Below are 25,488 nucleotides of genomic sequence, written 5' to 3'. Positions count from 1 at the left end.
CGACATTTTACCATCTTGCGCAAAGCATCTGCAACGTCGAGTTTTCAGCACCTGGCGGCCCGCGGTTCAGAGCGTCCGAAAACGCGCCTCCAGCAAAAGAGCCCGCACCAAACGTGTGCAGGCACCAGGCATTGACTGGCGTCTCAGGAGGGATTCGAACCCCCGGCCCACAGCTTAGAAGGCTGTTGCTCTATCCAGCTGAGCTACTGAGACATAACTGGAGCGGGCGATGGGAATCGAACCCACGCGACCAGCTTGGAAGGCTGGAGTTCTACCATTGAACTACGCCCGCAGGATGCGCAGCCATCCCATCGCTGTGCGCAAACCGTGTTCACGCAACATAAACCAGACGGGGATGACGTTGTTGGCACAGATCAGTGTAGACGATGACCAAATCCAGGTCAAGCGAACGCGAACCAAATGTGATTTGCCGAAACGGATTTGCCGGAGCTTACTTGGCCGAGATGGCCGCGGTCAGCAGCGAATCCGAAATCATGTGCCCTGTGACGGTCCAGTGTGATACCCTGACGTCATAGCCAGTTGGATTCGCGGTGATTTCCAGCAGTGCAAAGGTCCGTTCCCGCCGCCCGCGCGGACTGGACAAGCTGCCAGGATTCACGAACAGCACCCCGTCCTCAAACACAGCCATCGCGCGGTGCGTGTGTCCAAACACCACAATCTGCGCACCTGTGCGGTCTGCGCGCGCCCGAAGGTCGGCGAGTCCACCCTTCACCCGATCACGGTGCCCGTGCGTCACGAGCAGAACTGGGCCGAAGCTGGTCAGCACACGCTCTTCCGGAAAGTGGTCTGATGCCGAATCCCAGTTTCCGGCTACCCCGAGCACAGGCCAGCGAACTCGTTCGGCCAGCCAGGCGGCATCCGCCGTTTCATCCCCGGCATGGATGACCGCATCCACCGGCTGCGCGGCCTTGACGGCCATCAGCAGTTCATGCCGAAACCGATGCGTATCACTCACCAGGCAAAGCCGCATTTACAATCCCTCCCACACCTCCATCAATCGACTCACCGCGCGCGCCCGATGGGAGATTTGGTTTTTCTCCGCTTGCGACAACTCGGCGAATGTCTTGTCCACTGCCGGAAGATAGAAAAGCGGGTCGTAGCCAAATCCAGCGCCGCCGCGAATGGACGTCGTCACCCGGCCAGCCACCTCTCCGCGCACCACGAGCACATCCCGGCCGTCATTACGCCACACGGCCAACGCGCAGACAAACTTGGCACCGCGCGCCGGCTCCGGGACGCCCCGAAGCTGTTCCAACAACTTCCGGTTATTGGCCGCGTCATCGCCATGCGTACCCGCGAAGCGGGCAGAATGCACACCGGGCGCGCCGCCCAGCACGTCGACGCAAATCCCGGAGTCGTCCGCAATCACCCAACCGTCCACCTGTCTTCCGTAATACAGCGCCTTTTGAATTGCGTTTTCTTCGAATGTACTTCCTGTTTCCGGCGCCTCGCCCGCTTCATCCGGAACCGGACGCAGCGTCAATCCGAACGGCCGAAACAGCTCGTCAAACTCCACCAGCTTATGCCTGTTTCTCGTCGCCAGGTATACCGTCAAACCATCCGTCCCCCTTTCACCAGCACACTCAGGGGTTGCTGCACCGACGTGACATCCACAGTCTTTGGCGACTCGTTCAGCCACTGATGCAGCGCGTGGCGCATGCGCGACCCGTCCCCGCTCGTGAAAAAGCGATGGTGCACCGGTCCACGTTCGGCGTTTCGCAGCGCACCCAGCTGGTTCAACTCCCTTTGCACTTGCCGTGCCGTTTCATGGGCGGACGAAATCAACCGAACCGAAGGACCCACGACGCGCGCAATGGCGTCAGACAACAACGGGTAGTGCGTACAGCCTAGGATGAGCGTATCAATGTCCTGTCCCAGCAGGTCATGCAGCGAGTCCTCAATGATGGCCTGTACGGCGGCGCCCGCCACCACCCCTCGTTCGACCAGCGGGACAAACCTCGGGCAGGCGGCGCTGAATACCTTCGCCTGCGGTGCGATGGCATGAATGGCCGTTTCGTAGGCACCACTGGCGATCGTCACCGCTGTGCCAATCACGCCAATGCGTTCCGTCCGCGTTGCCAATACGGCGGCTCTGGCACCCGGTTCAATGACGCCCAGCACAGGGATGTCATAGCGCTGCTTCAACAACGGCAGCGCAGTGGCCGTCGCGGTGTTACATGCGACGACAAACATCTTGACATCTAAATCATAGAGATAGTCCAGCACTTCCCGGGAGAACGTGCGAACTTCTTCCGGCTCCCGGTCGCCATAGGGGCATCTCGCAGTATCTCCAAAGTAATAGATTTCCTCGTCAGGCAGCAAGTCACGGATGGCGGATACGACGGTCAGGCCGCCGACCCCAGAGTCAAAGACTCCGATTGGGCGGTCGTCCCCTTGGCTGTTCTGCACTCCATCTCTCTCCTCATCGGCATCGCTTCTAGGGTGTTGATTCACCTTTCTATGGTATAGCTCCAGCAACAATAAAGCTACCCCTACAACGAGCGTAGGGGCATCGTGATCAGATAGTCAACTCACCCATGCGAACAAGTTCGACGACAGCTTGGGAACGTCCTTTTACATTCAATTTTTTCATCACATTAGAGATATGGTCACAGGTGTACTAAGCAAGCCAAGAATAACGAACTTCTACGTTTCCCATAGCGTCAAACTCGATGCGGTCAATAAGTTTTCGCAAGGCTATACGCTGTGTCATTTCGTCGTAATCGTCCAAGTTTAAAAACACGTTCAACGATTGGCGTATTTCCTGAACCTTACGTGCTGCATCCTGCTCACGTTGTTCTGACGTTTCTACACTAGAGATTTCCTTCTTTAACTGTTCGGCTTCCTGTCTTAACTTTGTCTGACGCTGCTCGACCAGTTCACGCGGAAACAAACCAGTGCTAAACGCCTCTAAATTCTTCATCTGTTGCTCTTGGTTAGCTTCTAGTTGTCGTTTCAATGCTTCAAGGCGTTGCTGTGACCCCTCTTGTCCTGAACGTGCTGTTGTAAGAATCAACGTTGCAATTTGATCTATATCCCGCTCGGAATGCGCGATTGAACGTAAATCTTCAAGTATTCCATTCAGAACGTGTTCGTATTTGACAGACTGATGATTCGGGCAGGCATATTTACCGATGCGACGAGTAGCGGCACAAATCACGTATTTGTACGTGTCTCTGGTGCCTCCAAGTTTCCCTCGCCCACTAACAATCATCGAACCCCCGCAATTCTTACACGTCATAAGTCCTGCAAGCAGATTCGATGTTCTTTTGATCCCCTTGTTCTTCGCCTTCCTATTGAGCATGTCTTGTACTCGATTGAATGTGTCTGTGTCTATAATCGCTTCGTGTGCCCCGTCAATGACAACCCATTCATCCTGGTCCCGCACTGATTGACGCTTGACGATTGAATCAGCTTGTCGGGATACCTTGTAGTCCGTGGCTATTTGCCACCGGTGAGCAATGAGCCTGCCGATATACACTTCATTATGTAGAATTGCGTTTATCGTGGACGCGCCCCATAACGTATCCTTTCCTTTACGGGCCTTCGTAGCTGTAGGAACTCCACGCATATTCAGTTGTTCAGCAATTGACTTCGAGCCGTTGCCATTGAGGTACATTTTGAAGATGTCTTGAATAATTGCGGCTTCGGTTGGATTTGGTATTAGTTGCTTGTCCGCATTTTTGGTGTAACCGTAAGGCACCACGTTACCGATATGGCGTCCCCTCTTAGCGGCTTGCCGCAGACCGCGCTTAATTGCAAGTGACATTTCTTTTGATTTATGGGCAGCCAGCATGGTATAAACCGTGAATAACTGTTCACTGTTCCTGCCTTCGATTGCCGAATCGTACCCTTCCTCAATACTTGCAATACGGATACCATAAACAGATTCAAGCTTTTTTCTCATCGAAAAAACGTCTGCCATATCGCGACCGAAACGGCTGACCGCAGTAAACAATACTGCTTCGAACTTCCCCAACCTGGCATCGTTCAACATCCGTTTTACTTCGTGGCGGTTCTCCATTTCAGTACCGGACAATCCAGCGTCATTGTATACGAGGGTGTCATCAGTGGTTAGCCCCTCGGCTTCAGCATACTCACGACACGCTGCAAGTTGATGTTCTGGACTGTACTTCTGTGAGTCCAAGTCCGTACTAACCCGAACATAAATAGCCGCTCGATTCAATACCCTCACCTCTCATTTATGAGGATACCAAACCCAACAATTTCCGTAAACAAATTACTCATGTAATTTTCAAAGACGCGGACAACACGTACTAAATTGTTTAGTTGGAGTACTTCCGTATAAGGGCTTCGGTCACAAGTTTATATATGTCGTCCATGACCTCATCGAATGTCGGGGCGTTCTCCCTGTGGGCGTAAAAAATCATCTTATGTCCATCAGGAAGGGTTTTTTCGCGTAGCTTGACGTACTCACAATCTTCTTTGGAGTCCACGGCAGCACCACTCCCAGGATTGCAAGATACGACATTGGTATGCGGTACTGCTTGAACATCTTTACTGCCGATCTGCCCCACAGTGCCACCCCCTACGCTACGCATATTCATTGCCGCTTGTTTAACTTGAATGAACTTCTCATGGATATATACAGTTCTCAGGCATCTAGATTGGAACGGGAACAAAATAAATGTGTCGGATTAGTTGTACATGGAATTTATAGCTGAAAATTCCGTAACGAGATGTATAATAGATGTGATCTGAATATTCTTGACAGGAGATGAACACGGGTGAAAAAAGACATGGTAAAAGGGATTGTGGTCGGTTTAGCGGGTGGACTCATTTTGGCGGGGGGTTCAGCATACGCAGCAGGTACATACGTGAAGGCTCAACTTAGTGCTCCAGCGTCATACGTTTTGAACGGCAAACAGTTGTCCACGTCTCCACGGTTGGTGTACCAAGGAACTTCCTACGTTCAGCTATACAGTATTCAACATGCCTTACAGCAGGCAGGCTTAGGCGCTACGTGGGATGGAAGCAAGAATCCTGGAGTGTTCTCCATCACAACTCCTAACGGAACTACGGCGGCGAATCCCATTTCGTACTCTGATGTCATTGTCAAAAGTGATGGTGCAGGCGGAACAGAAGTAGACGGGCTTGCTACTAACAATTCAACTCAAACCCACAGTTTCTTTATCGTTGTTTCGTTCTTTGACGCAAACGGAAAGCTTTTGGGCGTCGCCAATGGAGCAGTGAATGACATTGAACCTGGACAAAGCATCACTTGGCAAGCCTTAGCAAATGGAGATTATACAAACGCGGCAAGCAACAAAGTGGAGACGCAAGATCTGTCCTAACCGTAGAGAATGAGATATATTTAAAGAGACAAAACGCCCTTATTGGGCGTTTTGCGCTTCGTTGTCATCAACACATTTCAGCTTCACTTTTATTCCGTACTGCTTCCACACCCACGTTTCCAGCACGTTCTTTATATATTCCTCAATGGGTATTGCATCTTCTGAATACTTTATAACAAGGCCGTTCGTTGTAATGCCTCCACTCTTACGCGCCACGTGTTCACCCCCTCCACATGGCTGTAAATATACCACTATGAAGTAAACCATCCCAGCCGTGGTTAGACGACCGAGACGGTTTTTCTTTAACTGATTGCCCGTGAAAGTTGTACCTTTAAGGCTTGGGCTATCTTGTTTGCGTCACCGTTTGGAACAGTGATGTTGATGTTACCGATTGTGACGTTGTTACCGCCCATGCCTGCTCGACTTAGATTTGAAGGCAAGCCGACACTATAACCGCCACCGTTCAGATTGTTCAACCCCTGCAACGGCACGACTGCCTCAGGGGAACCGCCTTCGCCCAATACTGCAAGAGTGGGCTTAGTTACGATACCGCCTGCAGCAAAGTGTGGGATGTTCGGCGTTGCCGTAGATGCGCTTGGTACACTCGGCATCTGAGGCGTCGGAGGCTTCTGCGAGAAGATGGACACGATTTTATTCCAGATATTCTGTGCCGCAGTAACTAACCCATCAAACGCGCCTAGAACGCCTTTAATGAGTGCGTTGATGGCATCCATTACGACGTTTTGCAAGTCTTGGACAATGTTGCCGATACCATCCTTTAACGCATTCCAGATGTTCAAAGCCATTGTCTGAAGGTCCTTCCATGCAGTAGACCAATGGCCTGTGAGCAACGCCAAGCCGATCTCAATAATCCCGCTGACAAGATCCCAAGCAACTTTCACAATCGTTTCGATGGTATCCCATGTCAGTTTGAAAGCTGCTTTAATGAGATCCCAAATACTCGACCATGCTGCCTGAAATGCCTGTAGAGCAATCTTCATCGTTATCCACATAGGCAACACTGAAACCTCGATAATTACCTTCATGGCTTGCCACGCAGCCTGGAAAATCTGCTGTAGTTCAGGCCAGATTTGTCTCCAGAAGTTCGATATAGCTGTGATACCCTGCATTAGCGTTGGCTGGATGTAATTCCAAGCCGCGTCTACGGCGTTTTTGATACCGTTCCACACGTCGGAAAAGATTTGTCCCATTGCCTTTAGAACTTGTGGAATATTGATACCAAAGTTTTGTTGAACCCATTGGACGACCTGCTGCCAGTGCGTGATCAGAAGTGTGACGAGTGTAATCACACCCGCAATGACAAGACCCCAAATTCCAAGCATACCGTTAGCGGCTACTCCGGCTTCCTCTTCTGCCGTGGACATCGTGAATAAGCCCTTAACGAAGTTTGGTATAGTCTCGGTTATAAACGTACCTATCCTTGTACCTACGTTTGATATCGTCTCACCGATTAAAACCCAACCGGGACGCATGAACGCCACAGCTGCTGCTGTCGTCAACAATGTACCCGCGAGTATGGCAAGAGCAGATCCAACGCCTACGATGATGAAAATTGCATGCTGCATCCAAGGGGCTAGATCCTTGAACTTTCCAGCTAGTCCCTGTAGCCCCTCAACAATGTTGTTCAATATCGGCATCATGAATGTAGCCATTTGAGTACCGATGGTTTGAAGCGTAGAGGTAAATTCTTTCAAGTGGCCCTGTAGGTTATTCATCTTTTGTGCCGCTACTTCTGCTGCAGAGGTATTAGCCATTGATTGCGTCAATGCGTCCCATCTCTGTTTTGTTGTACCCGCAATAACCTCCATACCCGACAAGGCGTAAACGCCAAACATTGTCCGTAAAGCATTTTCCTTCTGTGCAGCCGTTAAGCCCTCTAAATGAGAATGAAGGATATCCACGATATCCCCCATTGACTTCAGAGTGCCGTTGGCGTTGTAAAACAGGTTCGTACCGTTTGCAGTTACCAAACCAAGCTGTTTAAATTCGGCGGTAGCTGCTGCTGTACTCGGCTGAAGGTTCATCAACATGCGGCGTAATGTAGTACCCGCCTGACTGCCTTTAATACCATGCTGAGCAAGTAACCCCAACGCTTGTGATACGTCGTTTACGTTCAAGCCTAACTGGCTTGCCAAAGGACCAACATATTTCATGCTGTTGTAGAAATCAGACATTGAGATGTTGGCTTGATGGAGGGCACCGGATATAGCGTTAATGACGGGAGTCATCTGTGAGCCATTGAGGTTAAATTCATGGATAACGTCCGTAATTACTGTACCGGTGTCAGTTAGTGAAGTGTCCGTAGCTTGTGCAAGCGTAATCGTAGCCTTTGCAGCCCCACCGTATATCTGCTGATACGACAGTCCTTGCTTCGCGAGGGCTTGCATCATATCAGATATGTCGTTCATGCTGAATAGCGACGTTTGATCCAACTGCATGGCGAGGTTAGACAGGTTCTTAATGTTTTGGGCGGTATCCCCTCCGGTAGTCTTCAATGCTGCACCAACGCGGGACATCATAGCCTGGAAGTCCATCGCAGACTTGATAGCACCCGCGAATAGTTCTGCACCCTTCACGCCTACCTCTGTCATGCTTGCACCCAACATCTGAATACCAATCAATCCAAGCATCTGATCCTGATGATAGGTACTCGCCGCTTTAGCAGCCGTATCCAATGCTTCCGACTGTGTACGTAATGCCCCTGCTTCACTCTCAATAGCCCGTGTAGCTTCTGATGTTGTAGTTGCCGTCTGGCGAACGGCTGTATTGAGCGTGTCAAAACTCTTTACGGCAGTATCCGCAGCATCACTCGCAACCTTTCCAACATCGCTGAAACTCTTGGTCATTTCGTTTGCACTTTCTGCGACCATTTGCGCCTGTTTGCTGGCGTCACTACCCAACGTAGACAAACGTCCTGATGCGCCTGCTATTGAATCGCCCATCTCCGCGATACTGCGCCCGAAGTCCCCCAACGATGTAGCCGCTTCTGCAAGTCTGGACATCAGTGAGGATACTGTCTCAGACAGATCAGAAATGCCCTTGGCTACACCGTCTATTGCTTCTGTTGCTGACTGGTTATCACCAGTGATAATAAGTTGTAGTTTCGATTCACTACTGGTTGCCAACGAATTCTCACCCCTTTATCTGCAAACAAAAAGCCGTTACCCTGTTGGTAACGACCGAACACAGACGACCTTTCCGACTACTGCAAAAAATTTTCGAGCGGGTTTTGTAAAATCAGATTTGGCTTTTGTCCAGAGGGGGTGGCCTCCCTCTCAGCCTCCACTTGCTTTTCGTAGTACCGCTGAACCTTTTCCAACAGGTGCATCAATCCCATATGTGCCGCCATCGACATTGACCGCTTGGGATTTCGTACACCGAGAAAGTAAACCTCCAACTTCCACATTTCCTCGTCTGACAGTACAGGACGTGAAAGACGTCTTAATTCCTGCTTGCGTTCCTCTGAAAAGTTCACGCTGATCTCTCCATTTCAAATGGCGGTTTATCTTCCCTTATCGGTTCTGCTTCTGACTGCGACGCCTTAACTGCTTTTACAACGTATCGAAGACGTGTTTTAAACAACGTTTTTAGTCCATCTAGGTTGAAATGGTTGTCCTGTTCGAGTGCAAAAAGGACGCATTCAATAGGTGACGGTTCTTGGTGTGCAAGTACGCTAAGATAGGCCGTCTCACCCTTTCCCGTCCGAAACTCAGTAAGGTAAAGTTTGCGGTTTCCGTTCCGACGATTCCACGTTGGATCTTTGATAGTGACAACTTGCACCGCTACCGGCTTGATTTGTCGTTTTTTCAGTTCGGACGTAATTACCGCTTCTACTGTCATCCAATCGCTCCTTAGTTGACCTTTTGATTTCGATTCAAACGTGCGTAGAACGCCTGCCGTATGGCTCAGCGCGGCCACGAAAGATTACCGACTAGGGGGGTATGCCTAGCTAGTTATTGCACCTTGTCCACTTCTGAGTGAGTCATATTCCGCCGACGCCAAGCAGTAACCACAGCCGCAGCTTGCTCTAGTTCTTCAAACAAACCTAAGTAATACTTCTGCCTGTTCAGCTGTGCCTGAGCAACATACTTACCTTTGTTGTTTAATGAGACACCGCGAATACCGGTCCTGTTGCTTCGTAGTAATCCACGATTCTGCATCCGTTCTGACACTGTGACATTCCGCAAGTTACACAAACGGTTGTCTGTTGTATCACCGTTGATGTGTTCGCAATACAATTCGTCCGGCGTTTCTGCCAGGACGCGGGACAGATACATCAGCCGACCGTTTGGGCTGTCGCTTCGTGCCACAACTTGAATACCGCTGTGCATCTTGGCAGCGTACCAACGGCGGTTAATGCCTTGCAGTTTGACTAACGAACCACAATCAATGATGGTGGTGAACTGCTCACCGTCCCGCTGTTGGAGATATACAAGGATTGAACCGTCATCCAGTGGTTCAAAATCGTTCTTCATATAAGCCTCCTATACGCGTTTCTAACTGCTAACAATCCAAGGGATGACTTACGATACCTGACCGGATATTGAGGTTGCGGAAACCCTCATTACACGGGCTTACAGCACCACAGAAACGGTGTTTTGGCGTCTAATTTCCTACATCGTTCATGCAGTTGCGTCTGTCGAACTGCGCCTCTTACGTGCGCTCAGTTTGGTGGATTCCCGTTTTGCAATAGCACTGCATGACTCGCAATACTGCTGTCGGTTGCTGTTCTTGGTTATTGGCTTGTTGCACTTTACACAGGTGCCGCTGTTGGGGCTGTCTGAATCAACGGCATTACGCCGTGCCCAATACGTCCGTTCCAAATCTGCATCCATTGGCAATACCGCCTCTTCGAACCAAGGACATAACGCTTTCTCGCCATTTGGCCTGAAGAACACGCATGTTGTATTTCCGCCTGGTTCGATATAGCATCTATCCTCATGGTGGAAGTTGCAGCAGTTCCGTTTTGCATGTTGCTGAATTTGCTTATGGACATCCATCGAAAAATCATCCTCCCGAATGTTACACAACTAGATTCTGTCACATTGGCGAAAAGCCGAAATTCCGCGTCCTATCAACACTTTTGGGCTATTTTCAAAACTAGCCTAAAACTCGGTTGACATCGAATGTTACATATCGTATTCTAAATACAAGTTAAGTAACATTGGAACGGAGCGGATGAAAGATGCAAACAGTACAACCGATTAGGGACAAAAAGAAGATTGAAAGCATGAAGAAGATCCTGAAGGCGGGTAGCTTACGTGATTACTGTTTGTTCGTTCTCGGCATCAACAGTGGACTGCGTATCAGCGATTTGTTAGCACTGCATTTGTCCGATGTCGTGGACGAAGCGGGGAAAATCAAAGACCGTATTACGCTACGTGAGAAGAAGACAGGTAAAGCGAAGGATTTCCCACTCGGAGACAATGCGAAGAAGGCCATTAGCGAGTTTCTGAAAGAACGTCAGAAGTTTTCGCTGAATGAAGCCTTGTTCAACAGCCGCAAGGGCGGTACATCGATTACACGGCAACATGCCTGGAGAATCATCAACGAGGCGGCACGCAACGTAGGAATTACAGAAGAAATCGGTACGCATACGTTACGTAAAACCTTCGGCTACCACGCGTATCAGTCCGGTGTAGACATTACACGCATTCAGAAGCTCTTGAACCACTCTGCACCATCCATCACCCTCGCTTACATCGGCATTACGCAAGAAGAACTGGACGATGTTTACCTGAATATCAACCTGTAAGACTGGAGGCGGCTTGAGCTTAACGGTTCAGGCCGTCCTTTGCTTCGATTATGCCCGCCAGTATTGTAAAGTCGAACGGGATTTCTCTCTCTGCGCGGCTTTGCATCTGACGGTCACTAAGCACAGGATATTCATCCGGGTTTTTATCGGCAATTCGCCCCATGTAGTCCTTCAGCAAGTATGCAGACAACTTCTCTAACTCCGTATTACGCCCAATCATCGGCTTTCCCTTAGCGTTGACGCCTTTCCACTGCTCGGGTAATTTGGTTGTTAGAATAGCCTCAACTTCTTTTAGTCTTTCCTCGTATGGCTTTACTTTGCGGGCTATAAATGTCACCCCAATTTGGCCGACCTTTATTGTCAGATATCGCACGTATCCGAATACACCTTTTGTTACGTAACGCGTGCGAACGCCCGTCATAATCACCGCAAATTGACGTTTATTCGCCTTAACTTGCCTGTCTAAACTGTGGGGAGACGCTGAATAACTTGATACTGCCCAACGGTTCACGCTGCAGGATACCGCGTTCACACAGTTGTTCCAACGCCTTACCAACGTGCTTTTTATGCAAACCGGCTATGTCTGCAATGTCTTTCACCATTGCTGCCCGTTGGTGATCGCGAGTAAGGATCTGTCCGTTGGCGTTGACGTGCGGCAAGATTGTCAGCAGTACTTTCACCTCCTTACTTCGGATTTGTTGTTCGCAGATCAGTTCGTTGATGTAGCGCAGGAGTCGTTCCAGGTCGATAACCGCGCTCATGCTAAACTTCTCCTTTCGTTTGATTTGCTGTGGACTATTCGATGTGATAGAACAGTCTCACAGGAGAGACAAAATTGTCCCTCTATAAATAGCCAGGGTTGAAATGGAAATGACAAGGAGATTTTTGCGTTTTGGACGTGTTTTTTCCTGAAAATGTATCAGATCGACACAAATTTGTTGCAATTATCAGATTATTTGTATACACTTGTCCTGTTTCTATACCTGTTTTCAATTATTTACCAGCGGTTTCGTTCAGAACGGCGTGTAGTGCGTATTTTTGAAGGTCAAACAGTGAAATAAGGTGTTTATACCTGAACGGGTACTTATACCCCTAAATCATGCGTATAGCGCGCTCATTTGAGGTAAAGACAGCGTTCTAAGCGTCAAGGTTCCCGGGAATATGATTCGTACTTCTCTTGAAGCGATTTACGATACCTCCGAACGGTTTTAGGATCACGGACTTGAAGAATGTCCATCAGTTCTTCAGTAGTCATTCCTGGATCGTTGTAGGTCGCTCGAAGCAGTCTTTGTTCTTTTTCGGTAAGTCCACCCTTTTCCATGAATTCATCGACCCAAATATCAACGATGGTATCAGATTCAAACTCGGTCACATATCCTGCAGCAGTCGCTATTGTCTCGAACTTGTCAGGTCCAAACGCTTCTACCGTAACTTCCTTTGACTTGTCTTCCCCGACATAGGTTTTCTTCGGCTTTTGTCGTTCTACCAGACTTAGGGCACGTCGTTTGATCGCTATCCTCAACGTCATTAGATACGGATAACCATTGTATGGCTTCTGAGAGATTGTATAAGCCAGCATGAGGAACTCCGATTCAAAGTCCTGACGTGTCACCCCAAACCGAGCGTATTTCTTCCCGTACTCCTTGGCACGGTATTTAACGTATGACAAAACCGCCTTTAACAGCTTGTCGTCATCACCTTCAAGGTACAGACGTTGAATTGACTGTTCCCAAGTCTCAACGTTTCGTCTACGCTTCAGTTCCGTAATGCTCTCCGTCTCAACGATCTTTGTTGCAAGTCCCAATGCGGTATTTGTCCACCTCTCTAAAAATTTTTTCAAATCTATGCCCTACTTTGCACGTGTGTTTGCGATAAGTATTGTAGACGCCTCCCGAAGGGAGACTGTATATAGAGGGTGTATACAGTAATCAGACAGGCTATATAGCCCCCGACGCTCTAAACGGTATTAAACTGTAATCTAACGTGATAAAGATAAGCCCCCCGTCCATTGGAACGAGGGAAATACACAATCTACACTTCATAAACAGGTGTACGAATATCAGTCCCTGCTACATGAAACACATATCCATCACCATCACGGCGTATAAACTGCATCCATTCGACATACTCAGGTAAATTGCTGTCTGCATCCGTCAATACATCAATGGGACCACCCATAAATTCCTCTAGTTGTTGTACGCTATCCCACTCGTTCAATAAATCAACAAAGTACATGATCCCGTCCTGAACGAAGTACGCCACTGAATGACTAGCTGTTGTAATCGTTCCCCATTCTTCTGCGTCTGGAATGGCTTTACGTATCAACTCATACATGAAATCCACAACCCAATGACAGCCTGCTTTCAGCTTGTAATATGCCATGTCTCCTTTTTGTGGTTCGTATTTCTTGCTAATCCGTTCATATAAGGCTGTGTATTCATCTGATTCCATGAAGTAAACCCACACTTCGTCCTCTTCAACGTCTGGATGAGCGTTCAAATATTGACGCTGGAACACTTCTGCCTCGGCCTGAAATTCCTCGTCCTGTTCAACCGTGTCCTGAAGGTCTAGCCAGAACCAGCCCGCATCCGTTAAAGCCCATGGCCCGCCGTCTTTGTCTTCGTTCCACGGTGTACGATCTTCAAATGGGTACGGTGGGCGGTTGGCCTTCCATGCGTCCATACCGTTTTGTAGAGCCTGTCTTACTTCAGGATGGTTCAGAAACGGTTTGAACGTATCCCAACGTTCCTTGAGTGGATAGATGGCCTTATTGATCATGCCGTTACCTCGTCGTCATCATGACCGACATAGTGCTCGTCTCTTTCGCGGTGGTAGCTGTCCTCCAACTCTTCAACCAACGCTTTAAACGCTTCTTCTTCCGTCATGTTGCTGTGATTTGCACGAAATTGCGTAAGAATCTCGTTCCATTCACGGTCCATGTCCACGCCTCCCTGTTTTTGTCTTACATCTGGTTATTGCGTTCTCAACTGCCTGGATTGGCATTGAGTAAAACTTTTTTCATTTGTATATACAGTTCTCAAAGCGTCAGATTGGTATGGGCAAAATAAAAATGCAGGCCGTATGTGACCTGCATTGGTTCTTGCGTTTTGGGGCTAATGTAATATGCTATCATCATCGATAGACAACGGGGAGGGGATCACATTGGAACCTTCAAATTCGGTCCGGGTCGTGGAGTTCGGAGCCAATGGTCGGACCATCTTCTCAGGAAGTGTAGACGAATTCGAAGATACGACGGGTATCCGGCTAGCCTTCGGTCGTGCTGTAACCGGATCGACATTTGAACACGACGGCCATACATATCAAATCATACAGTCCACGGCTAGTGGAGCAGCCCATACCGTCTACGAACTTCAAGTTAAGAGAGTGTATGAATAAAAAGTCTTGCCGTGCAGTTCGTGATTGGACCGGGTATGGCTGCCCGGTCCTTCGTTGTTCTTAATACGGATGAGCAAAACGCTTCTCATCCGGCACTCAGTTGTTGCTTATCTTTCTGTATCTGTATCTGTTTGTCCTTTATGAGCAATTCGGCCAACCTTTTGTGGAACTGCCTTACCTGTTCCCGACGTTCTTCTTCCGTTGTGTAATCTGGTGGAGCAGCATAAACGTATGTCGGTCCAGATTCAGATTCAAACGTATATATCAGTCGTGCGCCTTCTGTCATCATTCATCAACTCCTGACGCTAAATCAGCGTACCATAACGTTCTATAGCTTCTCGTTTCTTCCTTAATTCCGCCTTGTTATCCTGTCGTATCTGCTCATTTATGATTATCCACTTTGCAGCAGTCTCTACGAGTCGTACCGGGTCTTTGTATCTGAAACGCGGCCCTCGGAACGGGCAGACATACGGACGTCCCCCGCGTCCTGTATGCAATCTTGTGTACGTGTTGCCTTTTCCGAACAAACCGCGTATCAGGCTGCTGTATGCGGTCTGTAACACGTTCTCGGACATGTCTCCAGCGTTTTTGACTACTCGCGCCCATATCTGTTCAACGTCCGCCTGAGACAGTTCCTCAGCGGCTCTAACGCTCGTTGGCTGCAGTTGCTTGCGTAATGTTGCGTTCTCCGCTTGCAATACGGCAATTAGCCGTTTGGCTTCTGCCAACTCTTGTTGCAGCGGCCTAATTTCATCTTGTGTATCATCTTGTGTGTCAGGCAGTGACTGTCCGAAATATTTACTGCAACGTTTGCCGTTCTGCAGGCGTGTACCGTAATAGTATGGACCGTGCCCCTTGCCAGTGTGACAGACTTTACAGTTCCCCTTACCGCACTTGCGGTATTGCGGTACTACACTCCAGCCGTCAATATGGACAGCCACATTCTCACTTCCTATCTTGTATGTATCTTGTATGTATTATAGTATGTCTACACCCGTAGTACAAACTGCCCTAACTGGCTGACGTCACAATCATGAATTTTTTTCTATGGATTAGGAGGAAACATTACCCGGGCGTCGAATAGTCCATATAAGCAACATTTAAGTTTATGTTAAGCGTAATACAACACCACTTAACTCCATTTTATTATGAAATCGAGGTGATGAATTGTCGACGAAATACTTACGTTTGAACAGGTAGCAGAGTTGTTGGAAGTCAGTAAGAACACGCTGATTCGGTTATTGGCAGAAGAACGCATTCCGGCCCGTAAAGTCGGGCGAAAGTGGCTATTCAGTCGTGAAGCGTTGATACAGTGGATTGCTGAAGGAGATTCACGGCAGTACGCAAGGAAGAATGAACAAGAGGAACAGTAAAGGACCGCTCGATCAGCTTGGCGGCAGGACGAGCAGTCCCTACGGTTGCACCCCAAAGGATGCGTGAAATTAATTATAGCGCAATCCCTCCGGTTAATGCAACCAAAACCACAAATTTGGAGGGGTTTACTATGTCTACAGTCCAATTATCAAAGATCGTAGAAGCGGTACACGAAGCCAGCAACGGATACAGAAGGTCCGAAATCAAGTTACTGCAGCAATTGATCGGGCTTCAGAAGGGTACATCCACTCTAGACAACGCCATAGAAGCAGTTATACAGATGAACGCAATTCTTGCTGAAACTGCCTACCACATGGGCATGGTAAACACTGAACGTCAACGCCTCACATTCGTACTACAGGCTAAACCGCTAAACCTGGAACCAGAACAGATTAAATCCACTCTCCATGATTCGTTGATTGAGTGCATGGATCGTAACGTTAAACCTTCACAGCTCGTCACACAGTACCGTCTGACAGCCACACAGAAGGCAAGAAATGCTGCTCAGGCGTCTATTGCGGAATATCACCGTCAAGCGCAACACGTCGCCAAGATTGCCCCGTTTACGCGTGCTACGAGCCTAATTATCAAGCATGAAGAAGAATTCCACCGGTACGCCTCTACGTTGGACGAGCAGTTACAAACCGCTTGCCGCATGTTCAAAGATGGACACTCTGTAAATGATGTGGTTCAGACGTTGGGTATTCAGGATGAAAAGACGTTGCTACAGACGCTTCAGAAGGCGTTTATACCGTTCTTTGAATCGATTGGAGCATAATAGCCTATAGACGTAAAGGAACGCCCTGACTGTCATCTCTGACGGTTAAGGGCGTTTTAATTTTTAGTGCAGTAGACTCTGTATCGTGTGCAGAATGTCTATTTTGTCAAAGCATTCATGTATCATCTTCCCTCGCTGCCATAACGTCAGGTTGCTTGCCGCGTCACTCTTCAGATACTTAATTATCTCGTTTACGCTTCGGGGCGTCTTGGCTGCATACAGTACCTCATACAGTTCTGACAGGTCCAAGTGTCTCTGATGGCTCATGTGTTCAAGTATCTTCTGTGGATCTGGCACTTTGATTCTTTGCGGCTTCTCAACGAATTGCTTTGCTATAGCCTTACCTATCGCCTTCCCCAACATTGACGACATCCCGACCATCCCCACTCGGCATCACCTCCCGAATGCCCCGTACTACTCTCATTTCGTAGCCTATAGCCGCCCCGATGGTGGACAACTGCTGTTCATGAGACTGGACTATAACAACCGTAGGCCGTTCCTCAAAATACTGTTCCCACACGCCCAAACGGAAGAACAGTTCATACATCCTGCGCTTCTGCTTCCACTGTTCAGCCGTCATAGAACTGCGCTGTACTTCAATCAACATCCCCCGCGTGTAAGCGTCTGGAGATAGTACGTGATGTTTACCCTGCCAAATAAACTCTGCACGCGGTTCTGTAACGAAGTCCTCAGGCATTCCAAGCGTCATATAGACATCTGTAATAGCCAATCGATGAGACAAGCGTCCATTCCATCGGACAAGCGGCAGATCATACTTTCGACGAATACGACGACTGAGCCGGTGAACTGCTGGATGGTCAAACGCTGGACGCCAGGACTCGATATAGTCCCGTTGCCGTAGATGCTCCAACACTGTCCATGCCCTATGCATCGGCCTTGTCGTATGCGCGTACAACTGCGCGACGTGCGCCGTAGAACAGCAGTTACATTGTTCAAGCATACGCAACACAGCCCGCGCAACCACATCCCTACCTACATAAGTAGGTTTATGGGGTTGTTTATCCGTCATAAGTCCTCACCAACTCTGAGCGAACGAGCCTGGATTGTTTTCCACTCTCCGTTTCCATGCTTGCCCCTAGCTGGACGCCTGCTGGACAATAACCGTTGCAGTGTCTTATCCGAGATGTAAGGCACCTGCAGTACAGTTTCATCACCTGCACTGTAGATAGCGCGTCCCCGAATCTTCGGTAGTGTCTCTGCTCCTTCGTGTCCGAGAATGACGCGAGACTGCACGCCATTAGCAACGCGGAAACATACGACCGATTCTAGGTTTGCTCGAATCTTACCGTTGATGATTTCCGCGTCTGGCCGCTGTGTAGCCAAAATCACATGAATACCCAATCCTGCCCCCATTGCTGTAAGCTGCATCATTCCCGTCGCTATTTCGTCTTCACATGGACTCCCGAAACTACGTCCGTACTCGTCAACGATGATAAAGCGGCGGGGGAACCTGTGCCCCGTTGTTTCCTCGTATTCCTGGACTGATTCACAGCCTGCCTTAGCCAACTTGTCTGCACGCTTCTCTAATTCAAAGATTGCGTCCTGTATGACGTCTACAAAGGCTTCAGGACGGTCAACCAACGAAGTCCAGACAGGACCGAATTTCCTAAACGCCAGGGATTGCGGCTTCATGTCTACGCCAATTAGCTCTATATCCGTTGCTGAATGGCTAAGTAATAGCGTTGTGATGATGCTTTTTAGCAGTACCGTCTTTCCGCCGCGTGTTGGCCCTGCAATCAGCAAGTGTGGAAACACATCGAAGTCATGCCACGTCCAGCCATTCGGAGACAGTCCAACCGGTACGCGCCATGTCCCCCGCGTCACGTTAAGGATTCTCGTTGGATACGAGATAAACGTAGACAACGGATATTGCGGAATGTCTAATATCAGATACCCGCCGTCCTGATGTAATGAGACGTCTGCACATAGGGCGGTACTGATTGCGTCGGCCTTGCGCGTAACGTCTGCGAACGTCTTACCAAACGGAAACCGCAGTACATACGTTATCCCCATTGTGGACTTCTGCACGCGCTTTATACGCCACGGTTGCGGCTTACCATCCTTCCCCGTATTGCACAACCCACAGGCCGCGAAAACGTCTTGTAGGGGCTTCTGCGGGCCTCTGTGAAGGGCTTGATAGACTGTTAGGCCGGTTGCACTACCGAGACAGCCTGACGCGATAATCTTGGACGCAACAGGAACGGCGAACACACTGGACAATACCATGCTGTTCAGCCCCCAAACAGTGATGATATGGCGTCAAACAGATCCTGCATGTTTACCTGTGTAGTAACTTCTGACGGGTTTATCTTCGTTGTTGCCCATGTAGCGATACGAAAGAACCACATCAGCCCTCACCCCGTTCTTTACTGGCTGCTATCTGCATCAATGGGCATTGCGTGGCGGGGGAACGAAACTTCTGCAAAGCAGCAAACCCGACCGCCCATATTGCGATAGGATAGCTTGCCGACGTAAATACAGCGGCTACAGCTGCACCGGCGAACGTAATAACTGCGATTGCTGTTACAGGTTTCACTTGATACACCTCCACCGTGGTTATGCTCCAAGCCAATCCATTACCTGTTGCCAAATGCCCCCGCCAAAATAACCCGATCTCACAAGTGCCAAGGCATACCCACAAACAGCCAGGACGGTTAGTTGGTGTAAGAACGCGTCTGGACGGTTCTCCATCACTCTGTCCTCACTTGGATAGATGACGAGCCTGCCGTAACCGTAGATTTGCGCCGTCTCAGTTCCTGCAACAGATACCGCTTCACGAGTGGCGCAAACTTGATACTGTTTGCCAACTCGTACATTTCTCTTTCTTCTGGACGGTTCAGATTGAACGTGACAACCTTTCGGACTTCACCGTAAATCATCATGCACCGCCTCCCATCAACGTGTGATGAGATTATTTATGTAAACCTGCTTTTCCACTATGATCACTGTTTGAAAATGATCATTTCGGACAATCCTGCGGATGAGGTGATATTCGTGGGATGGTTCGGATTAGGCAGGCCGCGCACGCGGTTCGGAAAGTGGATGGAAGAACAGGGAGTAACACAGGAGGAATTAAGTCAGAAGTCTGGCGTTTCACGCGGCACAATCAGCAGGCTTGCAAGCAAAGATGATGCACGACCTGGTTGGCGAAACCGTAAAAAGTTACGTGAAGCACTGCGCGCCTATGACGAAGAATACGCGGATGATTTTTGGGATGATTAAAGTGAAAGAGCCGCCTTTTGGCGGCCCTAGCAATAATACGGATTGAATTCCCTTTCTAGATCCTGAATCTTGTCGACGTCCACATTCAACGCTTCGGCAATCTTCCACACGGCACTAACTGATGCATCATGGATGTAATTCTCTGCTTCAAACACATCCTTCGGCTCAACCCCTGCCATTTCGGCAACATCTCGCATACTAAGGCCATTCTCTGCCCGACGTAAGGTAAGCACCATTGATACAAGTGGCAGCATCTTCATCCCCTCCTGCATGTGTAGATGCACTGAGTGTAGGCATTGGGGGACAAAGTGTTATTAAACTAACGCACCCGTTTGTTCAAGAGCAATTCCTATGAGACCCCCTTGTTAATCGCCATCTTCGGATGTAACCGTTAGTCCATTACGTAATAATAGAGCAACAGTCACGCCCACTCCTTCCTTCTTCATACCAGAAAAAGACCCATCGTATATCAAATCACTTCCGCAGGAGGGGCTATTTTTCTTAAGAATGGCTGTTGTTGCCCCAATAGTCTGTGCAACGTTTAGTGCTCGGTAAGCCCCGTCAATAAACTCCTGTGTGACGTCATTCCCCTCACTATCGATAACCTTGGCATTGCCATCAAGTACATCAAATCCATCTCCGCCTACAATCTCTGCAGGATTCCTTGGAGTCGGGAGTCCTCCGAATTGCTCAGGGCAGACAGGCACTGCTTGACGACTTTGAACTAAATTCTCGACTTTTGAATGTAAAGCAGATTGATTATCGTATCTACACTTACAACCGACCAAACAGGCACTCACGATTTTCATGATGAATGTCCTCTCTTACTGCAAAATTAGACATATACTAACTACTTCGAAGGAAATTTATCGTATCCTCTTTTGTCACTAACCTGCCCGTTAGTTCAATACTTCTCGACTTTGACCCCATTTCCTTCACGTGACACGAACGCCTGTTCTGTGTAAAATTGTCGTGGAGATGATTTTACATGTGTGGACGCTTCACGCTAACAGAGGACTGGAGCAGCATTCTACGCTATTACGGCATCACAGACAGCAACTATGCAGTCCCGCCCCGTTACAACATCGCCCCTTCACAGCGGCTAACTGCCGTTATTTCAGATGGAACTAAACGGCGTATCGGTCCACTGACCTGGGGATTGGTGCCTAAAGTTTGGAGTCATCGTGACCCACACCATCGACCGATTAACGTACGCGTTGAGGGCATTACGGTGAATATGGCCTTTCGCAAGCTGCTGGAGCGCAAACGCTGTCTCATCCCTGCTGATGGCTATTATGAGTGGCATAGAAACACTAAACAGCCTTATCGTATTCGACTACGTAGCCGTAACATTTTCTCGTTTGCTGGCATTTGGGATACGTATGAAACGGAAACTGGCGAACGTGTCAGTACATGCGCCTTCGTCACGTGTGAGCCGAATATGAAGATGAAGGTCATCCACGACAGAATGCCGGTGATCTTACGTGATTTCCAGCATGAACGGTTTTGGCTGGATCGGCATGTGACTGACGTCAATCAGCTGTTGACCGTGCTAAAGCCGTATCCTGATGACGATATGTACGCGTATCCCGTGTCAAAAGCAGTTGGGAACGCGAGGAATGACAACGCGGAGTTGATACGGGAAGTGCATTAATGGCATTTGCCAGTAATTCACTATGGAAATCAATGTGTCTGATTATATAGGATCGAATCATGAGAGGGGTATGGGAAAGGATTGCTTTAAGAAGTGACATTGACCTGTGAGCGCAGGTTTCAATTGTCGCTTCTCCTCCTTACATAGCAGGTAGAAACGCCGTCAACTTCCTCTCACCCAACGCCATCGCCATCAGATTCTTACGTCCAATCAGTATGACTCCATTCTTTGCCGCCAACTGCATGGCTGCCTTGGTAAATCCGTTATTCGTTATTACCACGCCTTTAGACGCTCCATAATAACTGACCGCTGAATACACTTCCTGAACGGCGTCTACGCCTACGCTCTGACTGTACCGCTTCGCCTGGACTGCTACCTTACGCCCATCTTTCAGTTCAACAAGCAGATCCGCGCCAAAGTCCCCCGTTGTGGAAGTTAGTTGCACCTTATACCCGCTACGCTTGAACACTTCGCATAGGTACTGTTCAAACTGTATGCCCGTCATCTGGTCGATCTCGTTGATGTTCGACTTCAAAACACGATCAACACGTGCCGCTTCCTGTTGTCTAGCCTTGATCTTACGTTGGCGACGTCTGGCGGCTGATACAACAATCACGACAATCAATAACGGAATACCAAGCGGCGGCAGACCTATGCACAGACCGATACAGACGAGCCAACCAAGAATGACGCCCAAGGACTTCACCCCTGCAGAAAAGTCCCTTGCGCTGGCCTGTCTTCCCCGTCTGTAGTACATCCGTCGATAATAACGCGGGACGCGGTAACAGCATCTGCCCATTGTGCAACACCCTCTGTCTTCGTCTTTGGCGTTGCCACACTGCCCACATCACATTCGAAATGTGATTTCGGACCGTCTTCTCGCTGACGAATAACTGGGCTGCGATTTCCTTCGTCGTTTTGTCTTGAACGAGTAGTTCAAAAACTTCGCGCTCCCGGTTCGTAAGCAGAGACTTGACGCGCATGTCTTTGCCGGAAGACATCCTTTTATCCCTCCTTGTCGGTCGATGTACAAGAATGGGATACAGTCAGGGTATAGTATGTCATCCGGCAGAACCGCGTGCTGTGAATCACAAAGTTGGGCGGCCGCAGAAATGCCGCGTCAAGACAAGCCATACCGCCGCCGGGAGATACGGTCAAACGCCTAAGCGACCACACGCACGCCAGCTTCTTCCAGCGCACGGCGAATCTGCATGGCGAACGTCACGGCGTGCGACCCATCACCGTGGATGCAGAGGGTGTCCGCCGCGACGGGTACACGACTCCCATCCTCCGCCTTGACCACACCCGCGGTCGCCATTTGTACGGCCTGCGCCACCGCCTCCGCAGGGTCTTCGATGACTGCACCCGCCTGACGCCGGGGAACCAGGCTCCCATCCGCACGGTACCGGCGGTCTGCAAACACCTCGCTGCGGGCCGCAATCGATGCCTGGTGCGCGGCCGTGACGAGTGCGCTCCCAGCCAGTCCAACCAAAATCAACTGGTCATCTACACGTCGGACGGCCTCTGCAATTGCACTGGCCAGATCGAAGCGGGCTGCCGCCATATTGTACAGCGCGCCGTGCGGTTTCACGTGCCGCAGCTGGCCGCCGAGAGCCCGTACTACGCCATGCAAGGCACCGACCTGGTACAAGGTCAAATCAAACGCTTCCTCCGGCGTGATGGCCAACTCTCTGCGGCCAAATCCAACGCGATCCGGCAGTCCAGGGTGTGCCCCGATGGCGACGCCGGCCGCCAGTGCCTGCTCGACCACGACGCGCATCGTCGTCGGGTCGCCCGCGTGAAAACCACACGCGATGTTTGCCGACGTAACAACCCCCAGCAACGCTTCATCCTGGCCGAGTTTATAGACACCAAAGCTCTCGCCCATGTCCGCATTCAGGTCAATCTGCCCCGCGTTTCCACCTGCCCGCCTGCTAGACGCTTGCACGAGACTCCCTCCATCCATATGCGTCCATAAGACGCAGTGCGACCTCCAAGACCCGCAGCCCCTCAGTTCGCTCGCGCAGCGCCCGGTGTGCTTCCGCGAGCGAGCCCGCCGTAAACCGCAGGCGATCGCCCGGTTTTGCCTGCGCCAGCTGCGGCAGGTCGACAAGAAAAACCTGTCCCAAATTCGGATACCCGCCCGTCGTTTGGTGGTCTGCCATCAACACCACCAGCTGTCCATCATTGAGCAGCTGCACAGTGCCGCGCGTGACCGGTTTCGACACAGGTTCTGTCACGTCCCGCACCTGCAGCACCGGCCCCTCCAGGCGCAGGCCCATGCGGTTCGAGCTGGGGGACACCCGGTACGTCGCAGCAAACAACGTTTCCTGCGCGTCCGGAGACAGTCTCGACAGGTCGGGCCCAGGCAGGAAGCGCACGCTTCCTTCGGGCGCGAAGCGGGGCCGCACCGAGTGCCCTGCCGCCCACCGAGGTTCCACCGCGAAAAACGCCTCCTGGCGGCGAAGACGACGCATTCGCTCCTGCGTTTCCCCCGTCGGCGCACCCAGCTGCAGCACGTCGCCCTTCTGAACGGCTCGGCCGTGGAAGCCGCCGAACCGTCCGTACAAATAGGTGCTTTGGCTCCCCAAAACACGGTCGGCAAGGACACCACCGCCCACCGCAATGTACACGCGGCAGCCACGCGCCGACGAACGCACTTCAAGCGTCCGCCCCGCAGCGACCAGACAAGGCCGCCACCCTTCCACGGCCATCCCATCGACTGTTGCGTCGATCCCGACGCCGCACACCGCGACGAGCGTCTCATCGTGAAACCGCAGCCGCGGTCCGCGCAGGGTCGCCTCCAGCACTGCCGCGTTTCGGTCATTGCCGACCAGCAGGTTCGCGACGGTCGCCGTTTGGGCATCCATGACGCCGCTCACGGCCACCCCGTAGCGCTGCCACCCCATGCGGCCCAAATCCTGTACGGTGGTCAAGAATCCGCCGTCAAGCACCTCCATGTACATTCGTCCACGCTCCATTCCCGATGGTGGGCTTCAGCATCATCACATTGGGCGCCCGCGCGCAGCTTCATCGTGTGCAGCTTCATATAAATTATGATAGGTTTCCTCGGAAATCGGACAAAACCGAACCCTGTCACCCATTTGGAGATAGGATGGTGGATTGACCGTGGGGTCAAACAACTTCACGGGTGTCCGTCCAATAATCTGCCACCCGCCCGGTGTGGAGAGGCTGTAAATTCCGGTTTGCTCACCCGCGATGCCAACACTCCCCTCGGGCACCTGGGTTCTTGGCTGCCGCTTGCGAGGCGCGGCGAGACGCTTTGGCAGGCCGCCGAGGTACGGAAAACCCGGCACGAACCCCACCATATAGACACGGTAGAGCGGCTCGCTGTGCAAACGAATGACCTCCGCCTCACTCAGTCCACAGCGGCGCGCGACTTCGTGAAGGTCGGGTCCGAACGGACCCCCGTAACAAACCGGGATGTCGACGATCCGGCCGCCCAACACGTCTAGACTCGGCAGGTCCGCCAGCACCCGGCGCAGGTGGTCAATCAACACGCTGCACGCCGTGACCAGCGGGTCATACACAACTGCAACGGAAGTAAAAGCAGGCACCCACTCCACCACGCCTGGAATCGAACTTCTGTCGAGCATGTCGCACACCGCTTTCACACGACCATGCACAGACTCCTGAATCTCGTCGCCGAGTCCGATGAGCACGGCGTGATCGCCCAAGGGTTCAATCACGACTGGATGCCCGGCACCTGCCTCGTTCACCGGCGCCTCCCCCCATCTTTTCACTGGGTGATTGTTAGAACCATTATAAACGGCGCTGCATCATCCCGGAACCAACCCAGCCGAAAAAAAACTGCCGTTTTTCAAAGAACACCCCCGAAAACTGGGGGACTTTGACGATTCATTATAAGTTTTCTAACAAAACGCATTGACAACTAGAAAATCTTGACTAA

31 protein-coding genes, 2 tRNA genes and 2 pseudogenes are annotated in these 25,488 nt (G+C 50.5%); 6 read left to right on the top strand and 29 right to left on the bottom strand.

Going from position 1 to position 25,488, the window contains the following annotated elements:
- Nucleotides 1-136: 136 nt before the first annotated feature.
- From JI721_RS15170 to JI721_RS15140, 8 genes and pseudogenes are all read right to left on the bottom strand, one after another.
- Nucleotides 137-213: transfer RNA gene (locus JI721_RS15170), tRNA-Arg, on the bottom strand.
- A gap of 5 nt (nt 214-218) precedes the next feature.
- Nucleotides 219-292 (bottom strand) — tRNA-Gly (locus JI721_RS15165).
- Nucleotides 293-451: 159 nt separating this feature from the next.
- Nucleotides 452-991: a metallophosphoesterase family protein gene (locus JI721_RS15160; RefSeq protein WP_274455688.1), complete on the bottom strand. Its 540-nt coding sequence runs from the start codon at nt 989-991 to the stop codon at nt 452-454.
- Nucleotides 992-1,576, bottom strand: a complete 585-nt coding sequence (rdgB, locus tag JI721_RS15155; RefSeq protein WP_274455687.1) for an RdgB/HAM1 family non-canonical purine NTP pyrophosphatase — start codon at nt 1,574-1,576, stop codon at nt 992-994.
- Entirely contained in the window at nt 1,573-2,430 is an 858-nt protein-coding gene (gene murI, locus JI721_RS15150; RefSeq protein ID WP_274455686.1) for a glutamate racemase, read from the bottom strand. Before murI ends, rdgB begins: the two co-directional genes overlap by 4 nt.
- Nucleotides 2,431-2,539: 109 nt before the next feature.
- Nucleotides 2,540-2,632 (bottom strand): annotated as a pseudogene (locus JI721_RS17370) (helix-turn-helix domain-containing protein); the annotation flags it as partial.
- Nucleotides 2,633-2,641: 9 nt separating this feature from the next.
- Complete coding sequence (locus tag JI721_RS15145; RefSeq protein WP_407654044.1) at nt 2,642-4,207, bottom strand: recombinase family protein; 1,566 nt, start codon at nt 4,205-4,207, stop codon at nt 2,642-2,644.
- A gap of 100 nt (nt 4,208-4,307) precedes the next feature.
- Nucleotides 4,308-4,559, bottom strand: a complete 252-nt coding sequence (locus tag JI721_RS15140; RefSeq protein ID WP_274455685.1) for a hypothetical protein — start codon at nt 4,557-4,559, stop codon at nt 4,308-4,310.
- Nucleotides 4,560-4,769: 210 nt separating this feature from the next.
- Between JI721_RS15140 and JI721_RS15135 the strand changes: the two genes are divergently transcribed.
- Nucleotides 4,770-5,336, top strand: coding sequence for an FxLYD domain-containing protein (locus JI721_RS15135; RefSeq protein WP_274455684.1), 567 nt, complete (start codon nt 4,770-4,772; stop codon nt 5,334-5,336).
- A 39-nt stretch (nt 5,337-5,375) separates the two neighbouring features.
- Here JI721_RS15135 and JI721_RS15130 read toward each other — a convergent pair whose 3' ends face one another.
- The 5 genes from JI721_RS15130 to JI721_RS15110 form a co-directional block, all read right to left on the bottom strand.
- Entirely contained in the window at nt 5,376-5,552 is a 177-nt protein-coding gene (locus tag JI721_RS15130) for a hypothetical protein (protein ID WP_274455683.1), read from the bottom strand.
- A gap of 86 nt (nt 5,553-5,638) precedes the next feature.
- Complete coding sequence (locus JI721_RS15125) at nt 5,639-8,482, bottom strand: phage tail tape measure protein (protein WP_274455682.1); 2,844 nt, start codon at nt 8,480-8,482, stop codon at nt 5,639-5,641.
- 77 nt (nt 8,483-8,559) lie between these two features.
- Nucleotides 8,560-8,832, bottom strand: a complete 273-nt coding sequence (locus tag JI721_RS15120) for a hypothetical protein (RefSeq protein WP_274455681.1) — start codon at nt 8,830-8,832, stop codon at nt 8,560-8,562.
- The gene (locus tag JI721_RS15115) at nt 8,829-9,197 is read right to left on the bottom strand and encodes a hypothetical protein (protein WP_274455680.1); all 369 of its coding nucleotides are present in this window, start codon (nt 9,195-9,197) and stop codon (nt 8,829-8,831) included. Before JI721_RS15115 ends, JI721_RS15120 begins: the two co-directional genes overlap by 4 nt.
- A gap of 113 nt (nt 9,198-9,310) precedes the next feature.
- Nucleotides 9,311-9,832, bottom strand: a complete 522-nt coding sequence (locus tag JI721_RS15110; protein WP_274455679.1) for a hypothetical protein — start codon at nt 9,830-9,832, stop codon at nt 9,311-9,313.
- 710 nt (nt 9,833-10,542) lie between these two features.
- Between JI721_RS15110 and JI721_RS15105 the strand changes: the two genes are divergently transcribed.
- Nucleotides 10,543-11,112 carry a site-specific integrase gene (locus JI721_RS15105; protein WP_274455678.1) on the top strand — a complete coding sequence of 190 codons (570 nt, stop codon included), beginning with the start codon at nt 10,543-10,545 and terminating at the stop codon, nt 11,110-11,112.
- A gap of 19 nt (nt 11,113-11,131) precedes the next feature.
- Here the strand turns inward: JI721_RS15105 and JI721_RS15100 are convergent, their stop codons facing one another.
- The 6 genes from JI721_RS15100 to JI721_RS17365 form a co-directional block, all read right to left on the bottom strand.
- Nucleotides 11,132-11,485, bottom strand: coding sequence for a hypothetical protein (locus tag JI721_RS15100; RefSeq protein ID WP_274455677.1), 354 nt, complete (start codon nt 11,483-11,485; stop codon nt 11,132-11,134).
- A gap of 76 nt (nt 11,486-11,561) precedes the next feature.
- On the bottom strand, nt 11,562-11,873 hold the full coding sequence (locus tag JI721_RS15095; protein ID WP_274455676.1) for a hypothetical protein: 312 nt from the start codon (nt 11,871-11,873) through the stop codon (nt 11,562-11,564).
- A 383-nt stretch (nt 11,874-12,256) separates the two neighbouring features.
- Nucleotides 12,257-12,916: a helix-turn-helix transcriptional regulator gene (locus JI721_RS15090; protein WP_274455675.1), complete on the bottom strand. Its 660-nt coding sequence runs from the start codon at nt 12,914-12,916 to the stop codon at nt 12,257-12,259.
- Between the two features lie 227 nt (nt 12,917-13,143).
- Nucleotides 13,144-13,890, bottom strand: coding sequence for a hypothetical protein (locus tag JI721_RS15085; protein ID WP_274455674.1), 747 nt, complete (start codon nt 13,888-13,890; stop codon nt 13,144-13,146).
- Nucleotides 13,887-14,051 (bottom strand): hypothetical protein, encoded by a 165-nt coding sequence (locus JI721_RS15080; protein ID WP_274455673.1) that lies wholly within the window; start codon nt 14,049-14,051, stop codon nt 13,887-13,889. The genes JI721_RS15085 and JI721_RS15080 overlap by 4 nt, the downstream gene beginning before the upstream one ends.
- A gap of 762 nt (nt 14,052-14,813) precedes the next feature.
- Entirely contained in the window at nt 14,814-15,449 is a 636-nt protein-coding gene (locus JI721_RS17365) for a DUF6788 family protein (protein WP_407654042.1), read from the bottom strand.
- A gap of 264 nt (nt 15,450-15,713) precedes the next feature.
- Here JI721_RS17365 and JI721_RS17360 point away from each other — a divergent pair, with 264 nt between their 5' ends.
- On the top strand, nt 15,714-15,881 hold the full coding sequence (locus JI721_RS17360) for a helix-turn-helix domain-containing protein (RefSeq protein WP_407654041.1): 168 nt from the start codon (nt 15,714-15,716) through the stop codon (nt 15,879-15,881).
- A 131-nt stretch (nt 15,882-16,012) separates the two neighbouring features.
- Nucleotides 16,013-16,660: a hypothetical protein gene (locus JI721_RS15075; protein WP_274455672.1), complete on the top strand. Its 648-nt coding sequence runs from the start codon at nt 16,013-16,015 to the stop codon at nt 16,658-16,660.
- Nucleotides 16,661-17,000: 340 nt separating this feature from the next.
- Here JI721_RS15075 and JI721_RS15070 read toward each other — a convergent pair whose 3' ends face one another.
- The 3 genes from JI721_RS15070 to JI721_RS15060 all read right to left on the bottom strand — a co-directional run bounded on the left by JI721_RS15070 (nt 17,001) and on the right by JI721_RS15060 (nt 19,563).
- Nucleotides 17,001-17,621 carry a replication-relaxation family protein gene (locus JI721_RS15070; protein ID WP_274457892.1) on the bottom strand — a complete coding sequence of 207 codons (621 nt, stop codon included), beginning with the start codon at nt 17,619-17,621 and terminating at the stop codon, nt 17,001-17,003.
- Between the two features lie 65 nt (nt 17,622-17,686).
- Nucleotides 17,687-18,424 carry an FtsK/SpoIIIE domain-containing protein gene (locus JI721_RS15065; protein WP_274455671.1) on the bottom strand — a complete coding sequence of 246 codons (738 nt, stop codon included), beginning with the start codon at nt 18,422-18,424 and terminating at the stop codon, nt 17,687-17,689.
- Between the two features lie 947 nt (nt 18,425-19,371).
- A complete protein-coding gene (locus JI721_RS15060; protein WP_274455670.1) occupies nt 19,372-19,563 on the bottom strand; it encodes a hypothetical protein in 192 nt (63 codons plus the stop codon).
- A 112-nt stretch (nt 19,564-19,675) separates the two neighbouring features.
- Between JI721_RS15060 and JI721_RS15055 the strand changes: the two genes are divergently transcribed.
- Nucleotides 19,676-19,903, top strand: a complete 228-nt coding sequence (locus JI721_RS15055; protein ID WP_274455669.1) for a helix-turn-helix domain-containing protein — start codon at nt 19,676-19,678, stop codon at nt 19,901-19,903.
- Between the two features lie 26 nt (nt 19,904-19,929).
- Here the strand turns inward: JI721_RS15055 and JI721_RS15050 are convergent, their stop codons facing one another.
- Together JI721_RS15050 and JI721_RS15045 are read right to left on the bottom strand one after the other, a co-directional pair.
- Nucleotides 19,930-20,157, bottom strand: a complete 228-nt coding sequence (locus tag JI721_RS15050) for a helix-turn-helix domain-containing protein (protein ID WP_274455668.1) — start codon at nt 20,155-20,157, stop codon at nt 19,930-19,932.
- A gap of 111 nt (nt 20,158-20,268) precedes the next feature.
- Nucleotides 20,269-20,712 (bottom strand): 2-thiouracil desulfurase family protein, encoded by a 444-nt coding sequence (locus JI721_RS15045; RefSeq protein WP_067622857.1) that lies wholly within the window; start codon nt 20,710-20,712, stop codon nt 20,269-20,271.
- Between the two features lie 179 nt (nt 20,713-20,891).
- Here JI721_RS15045 and JI721_RS15040 point away from each other — a divergent pair, with 179 nt between their 5' ends.
- A complete protein-coding gene (locus tag JI721_RS15040; protein WP_274455667.1) occupies nt 20,892-21,557 on the top strand; it encodes an SOS response-associated peptidase in 666 nt (221 codons plus the stop codon).
- Between the two features lie 139 nt (nt 21,558-21,696).
- On the opposite strand, the gene JI721_RS15035 is transcribed toward JI721_RS15040, so the two are convergent.
- The 5 genes and pseudogenes from JI721_RS15035 to pxpB all read right to left on the bottom strand — a co-directional run bounded on the left by JI721_RS15035 (nt 21,697) and on the right by pxpB (nt 25,297).
- The gene (locus JI721_RS15035) at nt 21,697-22,254 is read right to left on the bottom strand and encodes a restriction endonuclease (protein WP_274455666.1); all 558 of its coding nucleotides are present in this window, start codon (nt 22,252-22,254) and stop codon (nt 21,697-21,699) included.
- Nucleotides 22,255-22,402: 148 nt separating this feature from the next.
- Nucleotides 22,403-22,540: pseudogene (locus JI721_RS15030) on the bottom strand (LuxR C-terminal-related transcriptional regulator); the annotation flags it as partial.
- 179 nt (nt 22,541-22,719) lie between these two features.
- Entirely contained in the window at nt 22,720-23,445 is a 726-nt protein-coding gene (locus JI721_RS15025; protein WP_274457890.1) for a LamB/YcsF family protein, read from the bottom strand.
- Nucleotides 23,446-23,491: 46 nt separating this feature from the next.
- Nucleotides 23,492-24,523 carry a 5-oxoprolinase subunit C family protein gene (locus tag JI721_RS15020; protein ID WP_274455665.1) on the bottom strand — a complete coding sequence of 344 codons (1,032 nt, stop codon included), beginning with the start codon at nt 24,521-24,523 and terminating at the stop codon, nt 23,492-23,494.
- A 39-nt stretch (nt 24,524-24,562) separates the two neighbouring features.
- Nucleotides 24,563-25,297, bottom strand: coding sequence for a 5-oxoprolinase subunit PxpB (pxpB, locus tag JI721_RS15015; protein ID WP_274455664.1), 735 nt, complete (start codon nt 25,295-25,297; stop codon nt 24,563-24,565).
- Nucleotides 25,298-25,488 lie beyond the last annotated feature (191 nt).

Source organism: Alicyclobacillus cycloheptanicus (assembly GCF_028751525.1).
GTDB lineage: Bacteria > Bacillota > Bacilli > Alicyclobacillales > Alicyclobacillaceae > Alicyclobacillus_L > Alicyclobacillus_L cycloheptanicus.
Note: the sequence above shows the minus strand (reverse complement) of the source record. Positions and strands in the feature narration are given on the sequence as shown.